Source organism: Ochrobactrum teleogrylli (assembly GCF_006376685.1).
Classification (GTDB): domain Bacteria; phylum Pseudomonadota; class Alphaproteobacteria; order Rhizobiales; family Rhizobiaceae; genus Brucella; species Brucella teleogrylli.
In genome coordinates this window covers 182,964-199,166 of the sequence record NZ_VEWL01000007.1, presented here as the reverse complement: position 1 = coordinate 199,166, position 16,203 = coordinate 182,964, and the positions used below count along the sequence as shown (strand labels likewise).

The following is a 16,203-nucleotide window of genomic DNA, read 5'->3' as shown; positions in this document are numbered from 1 at the left end:
CAGCGCCGATATAATGGGTTTTCTGCAAAACTCCGCCTTGCCGTTGCGCAAGATTGCGGCATATGATGACAAGATGGGAATGCAGACATGTCGGATGGACGAATCCTGCACCCGGCAAATACAGCTTATGATTGCGCTATCGGATATCGAATTCGAAATACGAGCAATTTTGTTAACGAATTTGCATCGCCTTTCGAACTGCAAAAAGCGACCCCTGCTGATTTCCACAACTTGCTGATAATTGCAAAAAGCCCGGAAACACCGCATTTTTATGAACCCAAGCGTTTTCTGTTAACCTTGTATTTAAAGTTTTAGGCATCAGCGGGTGTCGCCTATTTCCTTAACAGGACCGAGCCGATACGATGCAAAATGGCGGATAAAGTTTAGTAACGGCTCTTTGACGATCCGGCCGTCACGGTAATTGAGTACGAGGTAGGCGAACAATGGCTTCCAAATCCAAGGCACAAAAGCTCGACCTTGAGGTTGAAAAGGCACTAGAACAGGCACTCGACATCGACTTCGGCGATGATCTCGATATCGATATGGATTTAAGTGCGTTCGACGAGAGTTTTTCGGTCGACGATCTGGAAGAGCAGATTTCGCGCGCAGCTGAAGAGCTGGTCGCGGAACAGAAGACGAAAGCCGCTGAACCTGAAAAGGTCGCAGCCGTGGCAGCCGAAACCAAGGTCGCTCCGATCGTTTCTGCATCCGTTATCGCCACGCCTGCAGCACCACCCGTACCGCCGGTGGTCAAGGCCGTGTCTTCCGCACAGCAGCCCCTGCAGCAGATCGTCGCCAATACGCCGCATAAGCCGACCCCGATCAAGCCCGACACCACGCAAGCCGCTCCTTCGCCTCAGGTAGCAGATGTGCCGGAAGCGCCGGAAGCAATCCTGCGCCCTGTTGCACCGGCAGCGACCGTCAGCGTTGCAGCGCCTGCCGCACGCACACCCGCCAACGATGATTCGCGCAACGATCGTGCTATCGCAACCGCGCCGCGCCGCGTGACCGAGCGCACATCCAAGCTTTACTGGACCACCACAGCCATCAGCGTTTTGTGGGCTGCCGGTGGCGTCGCACTCAGCAAGGCCATCGATCCGGCTGTGTTCTCCAGCCTTGAGGCCACCAAGAACTTCTTCACCTCGCCCGCAGGCATTGGTGTGCTTGCAGGCGTTGCCCTGCCCGTCGCCATGTTCTGGGGCTTTGCGCAGCTTGTGAAGCGCGCGCAGGAAATGCACAACGCCGCACGCAGCATGTCTGAAGCGGCGATGAAGCTGCTTCAGCCCGAAGCCGTATCGGCTGATCGTGTTTCGACGCTGAGCCAGGCTGTGCGTCGCGAAGTGGCTGCCATGAACGAAGGCATCGAGCGCACGCTCGCCCGCGCCGTCGAGCTGGAAACCCTCGTTCAGTCCGAGGTCAATCAGCTTGAACGCGCCTATAGCGATAATGAAGTTCGCATCCGTTCGCTGGTCGGCGATCTGGGCAATGAGCGCGAAGCCGTCGTCAGCCACGCTGAACGCGTTCGCTCGTCGATTTCCGGCGCCCACGAACAGCTCAAGGAAGAACTGTCGAGCGCATCCAACATCATCCGCGATAATGTTCTGTCTGCTTCCCAGCAGCTCAGCTCGCTGTTGAGCGAATCCGGCGAACGTCTGATCGGCAGCATCAATGAGAGCGGCAGCTCCATTGCCGAAGCCATCGAAACCCGCACGGGTGACATCGGTTCGCGCATCACGACCTCGGGCGAGGCTTTTGCCAATCTGCTCGATACGCGTATCGCAACGCTGGACGAACAGTCCCGCACGATCTCCGAACGCTTCACGACGGCTCTCGATGAACGCGCCGCTGGCATTGCCAATCTGCTTGGCAGCTCGACGCAATCGATGGTCAGCGAATTCGACACGCGCCTTGCCAATCTGGAAGGCACCTTGTCCGAACGCGGTCATGCCCTGCTTTCCGAGTTTGAGGCACGCGCTCATGCACTTGACAGCAGCACAGAAAAGCTCAACGCCGCTCTGGAAACACGCTCGCGTCAGATCAACGAGAACCTCATCGCCCGCACCCGTGAAATTGCCGAGACCTTCTCCGGCGGTCGCGCTTCGCTGAGCTCGATGATCGACGAAACCAAGACGAAGATCAGCGACGATCTGACCTCTATCGGTGAAAGCGTCGGCAATCTTCTCGGTGAAAAGGCAGCCGCCTTTGCAGGCAAGCTGGCAGAAAGCCGCGATGTGCTGGCTGCTTCGCTCGAAGGCGAAACCGACCGCGTGTCGGCAGTCATTCGCGGACATGCCGATACGCTGGCAGCCCGCACCGATGACATCCGCAATGCGATTGACGGTAGCGCATCGGCGCTCAACTCCGTCGCGGATAACCATGCGGCCATTCTGGCTGAGCGCACCAATGCGCTGCAGCAGGCAATGGCGAGCCATTCGGCACAGCTGGATGCAAGCTTTGCCGATCACGCTCGCTCGCTGGAAGAACGCGCTTCCGCCCTGCATACGGTCATCACCGGCAATCAGGCCATGCTTGCTCAGCTGATGGATGAGCGCACTGCGGCAATGCGCGATAATTTCAACGAAAATCGCGAAATCATGGCACGTGCATTCGATGACCGCGTCAACTCGCTTCAGGCCCTGATTGCCGACAATCAGTCTTCGCTGGCGCGCATTCTGGACGAACGCGCGGCAACGCTCGGCCAGTCCATTGCCGCTGGACGCGAGGCTTTTGAAGCAACGCTTGGTGATCATGTTCGTCAGGTGGAGGAACGCACGAGTGGCCTCCGCGCCGTCCTGAGCAACCATAACGACTCGCTGGTCGACATTCTGAACGGCCATGAGCAGACGATTGAAACACGTGCCGCAGCAATCCGCGCAACGCTGAGCGACAGCACTGCCTCGCTCAACCAGTCGCTGCAAGACCATAGCGATGTTCTGGATCAGCGTACCGCCAATCTGCGCGGCGCGATTGCCGACAGTGCTTCGGCAATCGGTCAGGCGTTCGAAGGCCAGACCGGCATTATCGAAGGACACACGGCCAATCTCCGCAGTGTCATCGCCGAAAGCGGTTCCGTCATTGGCCAGGCATTCGCCAGTCAGAACGGTGCGATTGAAGAGCACACCGCCAACCTGCGAAACGTCATTGCGGATAGCAGCGCTATCATCAACGACGCGTTCGCTGGCCAGACTGGTATTATCGAAGAACGCACGCAGACCATGGAAAAGGCGCTATCCATCGGCGTCGACAATGTTCGCCGCGCACTGGAACAAAGCGCCGGTGTTGTTGCAAGCTCGCTGCGTGAGAAGATCGGCGAAGCGGCAAGCACGCTTTCCGCAGAAGCAGCAAAGGCCGGTCAGGCTCTGGATGGCTTCGGCGAAGCCTTCAGCGCGCGCCTGATCGACAATCTGTCGGGCACGGAAGCACGCTTGGGCGAGCGCGCTGACGCGATTGCCGGACGCCTCGGCGATATCGAAACCCGCCTCACCGGCGAACTCGGTTCCATCGAAGCCCGCATCGCTGACACCGCAACCAAGACAAGCGAGACCCTTGCCGGTCACAGCGAGGCTTTCGCTGCGAGCGTTATCGATAATCTGGCAGGCACCGAAATCCGCCTCAATGAGCGCGCTGGCGCGATTGCAAGCGGCCTTGAAGCCATCGAAAACCGCCTCACCGGTGAACTCAGCGCCATCGAGGCCCGCATCGCCGATACGGCATCGAAGACGAGCGAAACCCTTGCTGGTCACAGCGAGAGCTTCTCGGTCAGCGTTGCCGACAATCTGGCAGGCACTGAAGCCCGCCTTGCGGAACGCGCCGACGCGATTGCCACCCGTCTGGGCGACATTGGTTCGCGCATCACGATGGAACTCGGCTCCGTGGAAGCCCGCATCGCGCAGGTCACGGATACGACGGCTGTTACCCTTGAAGAGCGCACCCGTGAACTCAATGCGGTTCTCTCGGCCCGCTCGCAGGAAATCACCAAGATCCTCAACGATACGGCTGAGCCGCTGGTCCAGCGCCTTGCCGATAGCGGACGCGGTCTGGCACAGCAGCTTGAAGAAGCAACCCATGCCGCAACCGACCGCCTGCGTTCGGAAAACGCCGCTCTGGTCAACGCACTGGCAAACCGCACGGCAGAAACCATTGCAGCCGTTCAGCAGGCAAAGGCCGGTCTCTCCGACAATGTCAGCGAGCTGATCGACCGCCTCTCCACTTCGAATGGCGAGCTTGGCAAGCTGATCGACGCTGCAACGCGCAATCTGACGGATATTGATGGACGCCTCGTCGATACCACGTCGAGCTTCGTTGAAAACACCAATCGCGCTGCGCAGATGTTCCAGGCCTCGACCGGCCTGATCGACACGAATATCGGTACGCTGCGTGCGCTTTCCGACAGCACCCTCTCGCAGATTGCCGACATTGCCGACCGTTTCGAAGACCATGGAAAGGTTCTTTCCTCGGCCTCCGACATGATCAATTCGGCGCAGAACGGTCTTGTCTCCACGCTGTCCGACCGCCAGCAGGCGCTCGACAAGCTGGCTTCCGGCCTTGTCGAGAAGTCGGAAGGCATCGAGAAGCTGATGCAGTCCTTCGAAACTCTGGTTGCTTCGGCATTCCAGCGCGCAGAAGGCCAGACCCGCGCCTCGGCGGAAAAAATGCGCGAAAGCGTTTCGGAAATCGTCGAGCAGGCAGCGCAGAAGTTCTCGGCGGCAACCGACGATATCCGCCGCACCGCTGGCGAAATCCGCACCGAGCTCAACACCACGCGTGGTGAACTGAAGCGCGGCGTTCTCGACATGCCTGCTGAAGCCAAGGAAACGACGACTGCCATGCGCAAGGCCGTCAGCGAGCAGATCAGCGCGCTTAAGGAACTGGCTGAAATCGTCAACAAGTCTGGCCGTCTGGTCGATGTTGGTGAAAGCCGCGCAGACCGTCCGGTTTCGCGTCCGGCGCCAGCTGCACAGCGCCCGGCCCCTGTTCAGGCGCCAGTTGCACCGGCCCCACAGGCTGATGTTGCGGTGCGCCAGCGCCCGGTTGAAATGCCAAAAGCTCCGGCTGCATCGGCACCTGCCGCTACCACTGAAAAGCCTCGTGGCTGGGTTTCCGATCTCCTTGCCCGCGCATCGCGTGAAGAAGAAGAAGCCGTCCAGCCCAAGGTGCAGCCAACCGCCGCTCCGCGTTCGCCAAGCCATGTGGTTGAATCGCTGAACTCGTTGTCGGTCGATATCGCCCGCGCAATCGATCATGAAGCATCGGTTGAACTGTGGGACCGCTACCGCCGCGGCGAGCGCAACGTCTTCACCCGTCGCCTGTACACGCTCAAGGGCCAGCAGACGTTTGACGACATCAAGCGCAAGTATCAAACGGATGGCGAATTTCGCCGCGCCGTGGACCGCTACATGGACGACTTCCAGCGTCTGCTCGAAGACGTCGCGCGTAACGATCGCGATAATATGGTGACGCAGACCTATCTGACGTCCGATACCGGCAAGGTTTACACCATGTTGGCCCATGCCAGCGGTCGCCTGCGCTAATCAGGCACCAGACCACAAAACAATTCAGAACGCGGCTTTCGGGCCGCGTTTTTTGTTTACCGAAAGGAAGTGAGACTAACAAACGTGGCAACGCGGCGATGGGTTGATAAGACCGAAATCCGGCGTGCTTTGGCTGCTACAGCCGGACAAAAGAAAAGCGGGGTTAAGCCCCGCTTTTTCATTTCAAATCATCTATTCTGCATTTGCGCGGTTTACAGCGATGAAACCGTCCAGCTGACGATTTCATTCACCGTACGATCAAAGGCTGCATCAAGCGCCTTCACGTAAGCCGCATTGCCGGTGCCGCTGACCGGTGCGGAATTCCGAAACACGCGTGTGGAGCGAACTTCACCGGTCTTGTCGTTCATGAGCTTGATGGCGAGTTCCACAACAGCCGTTCTGGAGCCGCCGCTAACCTGAACGCCAAACATGCGAAGATCAGTCAGGATCTGATAATTGATCGCCAGACCATCACCCGGACGCCCAACACCGCCAAACACGCCGGTATTCTCATAGGCCTGGACGAGGCGAGACTGGACGATATTCGTCAGCCTGTCGCCCCATTGTGCGCCCTTCAGATACTCGATGGAACCCGGCGCAGAGCTGATGACGATGTTTTCGCTGTCCAGCGCCTTCAATGCTGTTGGCGTCGGAACCAGTAGCTGCAGGCTCTTGCGGCTCGGCGACGAAACAGCAGGTTTCGGCGCGCTCAGATTGAATGTATCGAGAGGTGTCGTCCCACAGCCCGCGAGAAGCGCCGCCAGCAAGAGCGAAACCGAACCCACGGCACCAATCTTGCGGCGCGATTTCAAGCCATGCGTCTCGCCTGTCGAATTTTCGCTTAAGAAAATCAATGACGCGCCCTTCCGTTATACTGGGGTACACTGCCTTGCCCGCCGAAAATCAGACGCTGCGGGTTGCGTTCTAGATCTGTGATGGCCTGCTCAATACGCTGTATGGAGCGGCGGCTATCCACGACCACCGACTGCACGTCGCGCAATCCCTGACCTGAAAAACGCTGCAAATTATCTGCAATCGGTCCGAGGCGCTTGTCGAGATTGTCCGAGGTCTGGCGAATGGATTCGAGTGTCGCCTTGGCCTGCGCCACCACACCGTCCTTATCGTCCGTAGACAGAAGCTTGTCGGTCTTGGCCAGAATGCCGTCAACGCGCACCGAAGCCGCATTGAGCCGCGCCATTGTTTCCTTGGCATCCTCGATGATCTGCTTGATGTTTCCGGTGTTGGAACCCAGTTCGTCAAGCACATCGGCGTTTTTGGCCAGTGCGTCGGTGAATGTCTTGGTGTTGTTGATCGTGTCGGTCAGAGGACCACGCGCTTCTTTGACAAAGCCTTCCAGCTCGCCCAGCACAGTGTTGGCACGTCCGAAAATATCCTGCGCGGTGGCAAGGAGATTGTTGACCGCAGATGGATCGGCGTCGATACGCGCGACGGTATCCTCCTTCGCCGCTTCTGTCAGCAGGTTCGGCTCGTCTAGGCTGCCGCCCTTCAGTTCGATATAGGCCTGTCCGGTCAGGCCCTGAAAGCCGAGCGTTGCAGCCGTCGAACGCGTGATCGGCGTGCTGCCATTCACGCGCGTCTGCACGATAACCATTTCCGGGTTGCTCTCATCAAGGCGCAGACGACGGACATCGCCAACCTTGATACCATTGAAGAGAACCTGACTGCCGACAGTCAGGCCCGTCACGGAGCCGGGAATGCGCACATCCATAGGAATGGAATCGCGGGCCTCGCCGAAGCGCGCAATCCAGTACACGAATCCGAAAGCCAGCAGGCTGACAAGCAGCGTGAAAACCCCGACCAGAACGTAATTGGCTTTTGTTTCCATATCTTATCCCGTCTGCAAGCGGCTGCCGGGCCGCCGTCTTGATGGCGCCGAAGTATCGATCTGGCGCGCACGCTTGCCCCGAAAATAGGATTTAACCCATGGATCGTCTACATGCAGCATGTCTTCTATCGTGCCGCTGACGAGCACTTTTTTGTTCCCCAGAACTGCTATGCGGTCGCAGATCGCAAACAGGCTGTCGAGGTCATGCGTGACCATATAGACCGTCAAGCCCATCGTATCGCGCAAATTCGCGATCAATTCATCGAACTCCGCGGCGCCGATAGGGTCGAGACCCGAGGTGGGCTCGTCAAGAAAGACGATGTCCGGATCGAGCGCCAGCGCACGTGCCAGAGCGGCGCGCTTGATCATGCCGCCGGAAAGTTCCGACGGAAATTTCTCTGCCGTATCCGGCTTCAGTCCCACAAGATCGATCTTCAGTCGCGCCAGCTCATCCATCAGCTTTGGCGACAGATCGAGATATTCGCGCATCGGTACCTGAATATTTTCAAGCACGTTGAGCGCCGAAAACAGCGCGCCATGCTGGAAAAGAACGCCCATCCGCATGTCGATGGCCATTTTTTCCAGCTCATTGAGGTGATCGATATTGCGCCCAAGAATCTCGATTTCGCCGGACTGCTTCTTGTTCAAGCCCAATATGGTGCGCATCAGCACCGACTTGCCCGATCCGGACGGACCGATGAAGCCCAGAACCTCGCCCTTGTAGATATCGAGGGACAGCTTATCGAGCACCGGCGCACGGCCAAACGACACCGTCACGTCGCGCACCGAAATCATCGGTATCGCCGTGTGGTGGCCATCGTCCTGCTGTGGTTGCGACTCTGCGTCGATACCGTTCTCCATATCTATTCTTTAACCGAGCCGCGCTTCCGACTGAACAGCGGAAGGCCAATGCAGGATCAGTTTTTTGTGTAACTGTGTCTCAAAGAACCCAAACAAAACAACGGCCATACAAAATTCTAGAAATTGATCGCTGCGTAGAACATCGCAAACATACCATCGACAACGATAACCACAAAAATAGCCTTCACCACCGATGCTGTGACCCGGCGTCCAAGTGATTCTGCACTTCCGCCGACCTTCATACCTTCGACCGAAGCAAGAATACCGATAATCATCGCCATGAATGGCGCTTTGATCAAACCGGCGAAATAAGTGTTGAGCGCCACGGCATCATGCAGACGGCTGATAAAGGCCTCCGGCGAGATATTGGAATAAAACCATGCGACACCACCTGCCCCTACCAGTGCCGCCAGATTGGAAATGATCGTCAGCAGCGGCAGCACGATGACGAGCGCAACAAGGCGTGGAAACACCAGAACGCCAACGGGATTGAGCCCGATGACGGTCAGCGCGTCGGTTTCCTCGCGCATTTTCATGGAGCCGATTTCGGCCGTGATGGCGCTGCCGGAACGACCGGCAATCATGATCGCAGTCAAAAGCACGCCCAGTTCACGCAAAACCAGAATGCCAACCAGATCGACCACGAAAATTTCAGCGCCAAAATAGCGAAGCTGAAACGCGCCCTGCTGTGCGATAATGGCGCCCACAATCGTCGACATCAGCACGATAATGGGAATGGCACCCACGCCCATGCGGTCCATCTGCGTCACGATGGCGGCAATCGGAATTCCGCTCCCACGACCATATTTCAGCTGCGCGCCGCGAATGGTGGCGCCCAGAATATGCATCGACATCTTGAAGTCATTGTAAATCGAGACGACACCGCCACCAAGGGCTGCCAGAAACGCGATAACGAAGAACGGCTTTTTGGCGCGCGGAACGTCGAGCGCGCGTTCGACGGCACCGCCGACTTCGTCCATCAGCGGTGCCCAGGCTTCGCGGATACCTTCAAGCTGAACATCCGCCTTCTGGGTGATGAGACGCTGCCTCAGCCGCTCGACAAGCCACGCGCCTGCCGTATCGAGGCCGGAAATGCCAGAAGCATCGATATGCGTGGATTGGCCGCCCGCAACTTTTTCGAGACTGCGCATTTTGTCGTCGACAAGATGAACGCTCTGCGAAACCCAGCGTCCGCTCAGGCGAACCAGACGCACGCCATCCTGATCGGCCACATCGATCTTTGGCGCGACATTCGCAGCGGCTCTTGCTTTGTCAGCAGTGTCGGTCAACATGGCAAACCTCATATACGAGTCGTAACACGACCGAAATACAGCGTATTGGAGCATCCGCCCGTTGAATCAGACGAATACCCCAATTTCGCGCTCTCACGCACTATCTCATCCCAAAAGCCCATCAACTTTTCGGGATTGAGATTCGGAAGGCTCTCCATGCAGAATACCTTGAACATCCTCGTTGAACGCTACCCTATCGCCGGAAAATTCACAATTTCGCGCGGGTCGAAGACCGAAGCAGCAGTCGTTGTGTGTGCAATCGGCAACGGTGAACATCAGGGGCGCGGCGAATGCGTTCCCTATGCACGCTATGGCGAAAGCATCGAAAGCGTCACGGCAGCAATCGAAGCCGTCCGGGCACAGATCGAAGATGGTGCAACACGTCAGGATATCCAGACGCTGATGCCAGCCGGTGCCGCCCGTAATGCGGTCGATTGCGCCCTGTGGGATCTGGAAGCCAAGACCACCGGCAAACGTGTTGTCGATATGCTGGGCGGCGCGTTCAAGCCGCTGGAGACCGCGATTACCGTTTCGCTGGGCACGCCGGAAGAAATGGCGGAATCGACCGCTAAAGTCGCGCATTATCCGCTGATCAAAGTGAAGATGGGCGGCGACAACGACATTGAACGCATTCGCGCCGTTGCCGCAGCAGCGCCGAACAGTCGCATCATCATCGATGCAAACGAAGGCTGGACCGATGCGAATATTGCCGAAAATATGCGCGCCGCTGCCGATGCGGGCGTGATCCTCATCGAGCAACCCCTGCCCGCTGGCAAGGATGCGATCCTGAGCCAGATCGAACGTCCGGTCATGATTTGCGCCGACGAAAGCGTTCACACGTCAGAGGGTCTGGAAGAATTAGCCAAGCGCTATGATGCCGTGAATATCAAGCTCGACAAGGCAGGCGGGCTGACCGAAGGGCTAGTGATGCGCGAAAAGGCCATTGGGCTCGGCCTGAAGATCATGGTCGGCTGCATGGTGGGCACATCGCTCGGCATGGCGCCCGCAGTTCTGCTCGCCCAGAAGGCAACGGTTGTCGATCTCGACGGACCACTGCTCCTTGCACAGGACCGCGAACCCGGCCTTCGTTATGATGGCGCGCTTGTTTATCCGCCGGAAGCGACTGTCTGGGGCTGAACTGCCTGATAGTCCCGAACGGGGGGCTGTCCGCCCGCTATGGAGGTCAAAGCCTCTTCAAAGATGTCTGCGCAGGCATCCCAGGTGAAGGGTTTTAGAACCTGTTCCGGATCGAAAGGCTCAAGCTCCAGCGCGGCCAGACAGGCCGCGCGCAAGTCTTCCGAAAGAACACCCGCGCCCGTCGCGCCGATGACGTCTTTCGATCCCGGTACGGGAAAAGCCGCAACAGGCAGACCGGATGAAATTGCTTCCAGCAGCACGAGGCCAAACGTGTCTGTCCGGCTCGGGAAAACAAACACGTCAGCCGACGAATAGGTTTCGGCCAGCGCCTCGCCTTCCCGCTTGCCGACAAATACCGCATCGGGAAAGCGCGATTTCAGATCATCGAGTGCCGGGCCGTCACCGACAATCAGCTTGGTGCCGGGTAGATCGAGACTGAGAAAGGCGGGTAGGTTCTTTTCCGTCGCCACGCGTCCAACACAGATGAAAACAGGTTCCGGCAGATCGCGGCTCACATTGGCGCGGGCATGGAATACACCGCGATCCACGCCGCGTGTCCACAGATTGAGGCCGGTAAAACCGCGCTCTTTCAGATCATCCAGAATGGATTGGGTGGGAACCAGCGTATGCGATGCGGCATTGTGAAACCGCCGCAGAAAGCCATAGCTCCAGCTCAAGGGAACCGGAAAGCGCTCCGCAACATATTCAGGAAAGCGCGTATGAAAACTGGTGGTGAAACTCCAGCCCTTTTTCAGACATGCCTGTCGCGCCATGTAGCCGAGCGGACCTTCGGTGGCGATGTGGATATAGTCAGGCTGCATTTGCACCAACCGCCGCCGAAATGCGCCGGGCGTGGTCAGCGCCAGTCTGATTTCCGGATAGGTCGGGCACGGAACCGACTTATAGTCGAGTGGCGAAACCACAATCACCTCGTAACCGCGCGCGCGCATCATGTCCTGACATTTTGTCAGTGTTCGAACGACGCCGTTGACTTGCGGATGCCAGGCGTCGGTGACGATGACGAGCTTGTTCATCCGGCAATTTGCGCCGCGCTACGGGCAGGACGTGGCAGACGGACTATCCTGTTGTCGTCGGCCCGATTATCGTGAGCGAGAGCCCTGCCGCCGGACGATTTTTCGTCGCGCATTTCCGTCCAACTGACCAGTTCCATACGTCCGTCGAAATGCTCCAGCACCGCTGTGCAGCTTTCCACCCAGTCGCCGGTGTTGATATATTCAACATCGTTCATCTTTTCGATGGTGGCGTGGTGAATATGACCGCAAATGACGCCATCGACACCGATGCGCTGCGCCTCTTCGGACACCACCGTTTCGAACTCGCCGATGAAATTGACCGCCTTTTTCACGCGGAATTTCGCCCAGGCCGAAAACGACCAGTAGCGCAACCCGAAGAGCGAGCGCAAACGGTTCATCGCCGTGTTGATCCAGATCGCCGTGTCATAGGCCCAGTCGCCGAGATAAGCGATGAAACGGGCATTGCGCACCACCACGTCGAACTGATCGCCATGGATCACCAGAAACTTGCGGCCATCCGCCGTCTCGTGAATGGCGCGGTTTATCACTTCGATGCCGCCGAAATGCGTTCCCTGAAAATTACGCAGGAACTCGTCGTGATTGCCTGCAATGTAGATGATGTTGGTGCCCTTGCGGCTTTTACGGAGAAGCTTCTGGACAACGTCGTTATGTTCCTGCGGCCAGTGCCAGTTGCGCCGTAATCGCCAGCCATCGACGATATCGCCGACCAGAAAAATCGTTTCCGCATCATGGTAGCGCAGGAAATCGAGAAGCAGATCGGCCTGCGCGGCCTTTGATCCCAAATGCACATCCGAGATAAAAATCGTCCGGAGTTTCTTGGCCTGCGCTGCATCGGTGCTCATTTGGTTGTCCCTCTCAATGGCAACCTGAAACTACGTGCAGAGAACCTGATTCATGTCACAGAGTTATGACGGGACTGTAATGCGCAGATGACGGTGGCCGACGAACAGACAGCCTCAAGCAAACCACGATCACCGAATAGTGTGCGTGAAAAACACCGAAAAATGGTCAAATGAGCGTCGAGAAAAGTGGACACATCAGCGCGTCAACCAGAATCCGGTTGATTGCACTTGGCGCTTGGTGGCATGTCTCCATGACCTTTAAAAAGCAAAGAGGATCGAGCCGTGGATTTGGGCTTGAAAGGTCGCAAGGCAATCGTATGCGCTTCCAGCAAAGGTCTGGGTCGCGCCTGCGCCGAAGCACTGGCCGAGGCAGGATGCGATATCGTGCTGAACGGACGCAGTGAAGAAACTCTTCTTGAGACAGCTGACGCCATTCGCTCGGCTTATGGTGTCAATGTGGTCGCTGTCGCCGCCGATGTTTCGACGCCAGAAGGTCAGAAGGCGCTGCTCGCCGCCTGCCCCAACCCGGATATTCTGGTCAACAATAATGGCGGACCACCCTTCCGCGACTTCCGCCTGCTCGACCGCGAAGCCCTTCTTGAAGGCGTGACGCAGAACATGGTCACCCCGATCGAACTGATCAAGGCGGTCATCGACGGAATGGTTGAGCGCGGCTTTGGCCGCATCGTCAACATCACCTCGACCTCGGTCTATGCGCCCATTCCGGGACTTGATCTTTCATCCGGCGCCCGCGCGGGACTGACGGCCTTTCTGGCCGGCGTTGCCCGTACCGTTGCCGGGGCCAATGTCACCATCAACAATATCCTGCCCGGTGCATTCGACACGGACCGCCTGCGCAAAGGCTTTGCCTTCTCCGCGCAGAAGACCGGCACCACCGCAGAAGCAGAAGCTGCCAAGCGCGCAGCCCGCATCCCTGCGGGACGCATTGGCCAGCCAGAAGAGTTTGGAAAGGCTTGCGCCTTCCTCTGCTCGCAGCATGCAGGCTATATAACGGGCCAGAATCTCGTTATTGACGGCGGCGCTTATCAGAGCGCCTTCTGACACGGCCATTACATTACAGATAAACTCATTCTCCAAAACGGGCCTAATGGGACGTCAGAGTTTGAGCTAAAACCCAAAGTGCCCGACCCACGTGTTTAAAGGCTCGGTGTGCATGTGATTGCACCCTCCACGCGCCGCTGATCATCCCGGCGGTGCGGAAAAATGGAAAGCGATGCGACTATGACCAAGAAAACTCCTTCCACGCCGACGCGTTCGGATTTCGATGAAGCAGCCCTGTTTTTCCATCGATATCCGAAGCCTGGAAAGCTGGAAATCCAGGCAACCAAGCCGCTTGGAAACCAGCGTGACCTTGCGCTCGCTTATTCGCCGGGCGTGGCAGCGCCCTGCCTCGCCATTCAGGAAGACCCTGCCACCGCAGCCGAATATACAGCGCGAGGCAATCTCGTGGCGGTGGTTTCGAACGGTACGGCTGTTCTGGGTCTTGGCAATATCGGCGCGCTCGCATCGAAGCCGGTCATGGAAGGCAAGGCCGTCCTGTTCAAGAAGTTCGCCGATATCGACGTTTTTGACATCGAAATCGACGCGCTGGAAATCAACCGGGTTGTCGACGTGGTATCCGCTCTGGAGCCGACATTTGGCGGCATCAATCTGGAAGACATCAAGGCACCGGAATGTTTCGAAGTTGAAGAACAGCTTCGCGCCAAGATGAATATTCCGGTTTTCCATGACGACCAGCATGGGACGGCGATCATCGTGGCCGCCGCCGTGTTGAACGGTCTGGAACTTGCAGGCAAGCAGATTGCAGACGCCAAGATCGTCACCTCGGGTGCCGGTGCCGCGGCTCTCGCCTGCCTCAATCTTCTCGTCAATCTCGGCGCCAAGCGTGAAAATATCTGGGTCTGCGATCTGGAAGGTGTGGTCTATGAAGGCCGCAACACGCTGATGGACCGCTGGAAAGAAATCTATGCCCAGAAGACCGATGCGCGCACGCTGGCAGATGTCATCGGCGGGGCGGATGTGTTCCTCGGCCTTTCGGCTGCGGGCGTGCTGAAGCCGGAACTGCTCAATCAGATGGCTGAAAAGCCGCTGATCATGGCTCTCGCCAATCCAAAGCCGGAAATCATGCCGGAAGAAGCGCGTGCTGCGCGTGCCGACGCCATGATCTGCACCGGACGGTCCGACTATCCGAATCAGGTCAACAACGTTCTTTGCTTCCCCTATATCTTCCGTGGCGCTCTCGATGTCGGCGCAACCGCGATCAATGAAGAGATGAAGCTCGCCGCCGTGCGCGCCATTGCATCGCTTGCGCGTGAGGAACCTTCCGATGTCGCCGCCAAGGCCTATTCCGGCGACACGCCGACCTTTGGCCCGGATTACATCATTCCCTCGCCTTTCGATCAGCGGCTGATCCTGCGCATCGCCCCGGCTGTGGCCAAGGCTGCGATGGAAACTGGTGTCGCAACGCGCCCCATTGAGGACATGGAAGCCTATCTCGACAGGCTGAACCGCTTCGTGTTCCGCTCCGGCCTCATCATGAAGCCGGTTTTCGCCGCCGCCCGTTCGCAGGACAAACCCAAGCGCGTCATCTATGCCGATGGTGAAGATGAGCGCGTGCTGCGTGCCGCGCAGGTGGTGATCGAAGAACGCATCGCCGCGCCAATCCTTGTCGGTCGTCCGCAGGTCGTCGAAACGCGCCTGCGCCGTTATGGCCTGAAAATCCGTCAGGGCGTCGATTTTGAACTGATCAACCCTGAAGACGATCCACGCTACCGCGACTATGTCGATCTGTACCTGTCCTATACGGGGCGTCAGGGCGTCACGCCGGAAGCGGCCCGCACTATCGTGCGCACCAATTCGACCGCCATTGCGGCCCTGGCCGTGATGCGCGACGAAGCGGATGCAATGATCTGCGGTCTCGAAGGTCGTTTCGAGCGCCATCTGCGCGTTGTGCGCCAGATCATCGGCATTGTTCCGGGTATCCGCGATTACTCCGCGCTCAGCCTGCTGATTTCGCAGCGCGGCGCGCTGTTCCTGACCGACACCTATGTCAATGTCGATCCGAACGCGAATGAAATTGCTGAAATGGCAATTCTCGCCGCCAAGGAAATCGACCGTTTTGGCATTGTCCCGAAGGCTGCTCTGGTTTCGCATTCGAATTTCGGATCTAAGGAAAGCGCCAGCGCGGAAAAGATGCGTCAGGCAGCGGCCATCCTCGCAGACAAGGCCCCCGACCTCGAATCCGATGGTGAAATGCATGGCGACTCAGCGCTGTCTCAGGCGCTGCGTGACCGCGTGTTCCCGAATTCGCGCCTCAAGGGAGAAGCCAATCTTCTGGTTTTCCCGAATCTCGATGCGGCCAATATCACGCTCAACGTGGTCAAGACCGTCACCGATGCGCTGCATGTCGGCCCGATCCTGCTCGGTGCCGCCCGCCCGGCACATATTCTGACCCCTTCGGTCACGTCGCGCGGTGTCGTCAACATGACCGCTCTGTCGGTCGTTGAAGCACTGCAGCGCGCTGGCGAAGCACCGGTGCGCAAGGCGAAGATTCGCAAGTAAGCCTATCCGCAAAAAGAAGCAGCCGGCACAGTATCAACTGTGTCGGCTGTTTTTGTT

The 16,203-nt window shown here is 58.0% G+C and carries 9 protein-coding genes and 3 pseudogenes; 6 read left to right on the top strand and 6 right to left on the bottom strand.

Annotated elements, in window-relative coordinates:
* Nucleotides 1–420: 420 nt before the first annotated feature.
* The 3 pseudogenes from FIC94_RS22875 to FIC94_RS22870 form a co-directional block, all read left to right on the top strand.
* Nucleotides 421–3,014: pseudogene (locus FIC94_RS22875) on the top strand (apolipoprotein A-IV repeat region-like domain-containing protein); the annotation flags it as partial.
* Nucleotides 2,988–3,560, top strand: a pseudogene (locus tag FIC94_RS22940) (apolipoprotein A-IV repeat region-like domain-containing protein); the annotation flags it as partial. The pseudogenes FIC94_RS22875 and FIC94_RS22940, both read left to right, overlap by 27 nt.
* A gap of 27 nt (nucleotides 3,561–3,587) precedes the next feature.
* Nucleotides 3,588–5,531: pseudogene (locus FIC94_RS22870) on the top strand (apolipoprotein A-IV repeat region-like domain-containing protein); the annotation flags it as partial.
* Between the two features lie 212 nt (nucleotides 5,532–5,743).
* Here FIC94_RS22870 and FIC94_RS13330 read toward each other — a convergent pair.
* The 4 genes from FIC94_RS13330 to FIC94_RS13315 all read right to left on the bottom strand — a co-directional run bounded on the left by FIC94_RS13330 (nucleotide 5,744) and on the right by FIC94_RS13315 (nucleotide 9,530).
* On the bottom strand, nucleotides 5,744–6,343 hold the full coding sequence (locus tag FIC94_RS13330; RefSeq protein ID WP_140025206.1) for an ABC-type transport auxiliary lipoprotein family protein: 600 nt from the start codon (nucleotides 6,341–6,343) through the stop codon (nucleotides 5,744–5,746).
* A 38-nt stretch (nucleotides 6,344–6,381) separates the two neighbouring features.
* Nucleotides 6,382–7,377 (bottom strand): MlaD family protein, encoded by a 996-nt coding sequence (locus FIC94_RS13325; RefSeq protein ID WP_109368927.1) that lies wholly within the window; start codon nucleotides 7,375–7,377, stop codon nucleotides 6,382–6,384.
* Nucleotides 7,378–7,380: 3 nt separating this feature from the next.
* Nucleotides 7,381–8,238, bottom strand: coding sequence for an ABC transporter ATP-binding protein (locus tag FIC94_RS13320; RefSeq protein ID WP_121536107.1), 858 nt, complete (start codon nucleotides 8,236–8,238; stop codon nucleotides 7,381–7,383).
* A 116-nt stretch (nucleotides 8,239–8,354) separates the two neighbouring features.
* Nucleotides 8,355–9,530 carry an MlaE family ABC transporter permease gene (locus FIC94_RS13315; RefSeq protein ID WP_109368925.1) on the bottom strand — a complete coding sequence of 392 codons (1,176 nt, stop codon included), beginning with the start codon at nucleotides 9,528–9,530 and terminating at the stop codon, nucleotides 8,355–8,357.
* Nucleotides 9,531–9,686: 156 nt separating this feature from the next.
* Here FIC94_RS13315 and dgcA point away from each other — a divergent pair, with 156 nt between their 5' ends.
* Nucleotides 9,687–10,667, top strand: a complete 981-nt coding sequence (gene dgcA / locus FIC94_RS13310) for an N-acetyl-D-Glu racemase DgcA (RefSeq protein WP_140025182.1) — start codon at nucleotides 9,687–9,689, stop codon at nucleotides 10,665–10,667.
* On the opposite strand, the gene FIC94_RS13305 is transcribed toward dgcA, so the two are convergent.
* Nucleotides 10,637–11,701 carry a glycosyltransferase family 4 protein gene (locus FIC94_RS13305; protein WP_140025181.1) on the bottom strand — a complete coding sequence of 355 codons (1,065 nt, stop codon included), beginning with the start codon at nucleotides 11,699–11,701 and terminating at the stop codon, nucleotides 10,637–10,639. The genes dgcA and FIC94_RS13305 overlap by 31 nt on opposite strands.
* Complete coding sequence (locus FIC94_RS13300) at nucleotides 11,698–12,564, bottom strand: UDP-2,3-diacylglucosamine diphosphatase (protein WP_180917984.1); 867 nt, start codon at nucleotides 12,562–12,564, stop codon at nucleotides 11,698–11,700. Before FIC94_RS13300 ends, FIC94_RS13305 begins: the two co-directional genes overlap by 4 nt.
* A 282-nt stretch (nucleotides 12,565–12,846) precedes the next feature.
* Here FIC94_RS13300 and FIC94_RS13295 point away from each other — a divergent pair, with 282 nt between their 5' ends.
* Both FIC94_RS13295 and FIC94_RS13290 read left to right on the top strand, forming a co-directional pair.
* Nucleotides 12,847–13,626, top strand: coding sequence for an SDR family oxidoreductase (locus tag FIC94_RS13295; RefSeq protein WP_140025180.1), 780 nt, complete (start codon nucleotides 12,847–12,849; stop codon nucleotides 13,624–13,626).
* 180 nt (nucleotides 13,627–13,806) lie between these two features.
* The gene (locus tag FIC94_RS13290) at nucleotides 13,807–16,146 is read left to right on the top strand and encodes an NADP-dependent malic enzyme (protein WP_140025179.1); all 2,340 of its coding nucleotides are present in this window, start codon (nucleotides 13,807–13,809) and stop codon (nucleotides 16,144–16,146) included.
* Nucleotides 16,147–16,203: the final 57 nt, after the last annotated feature.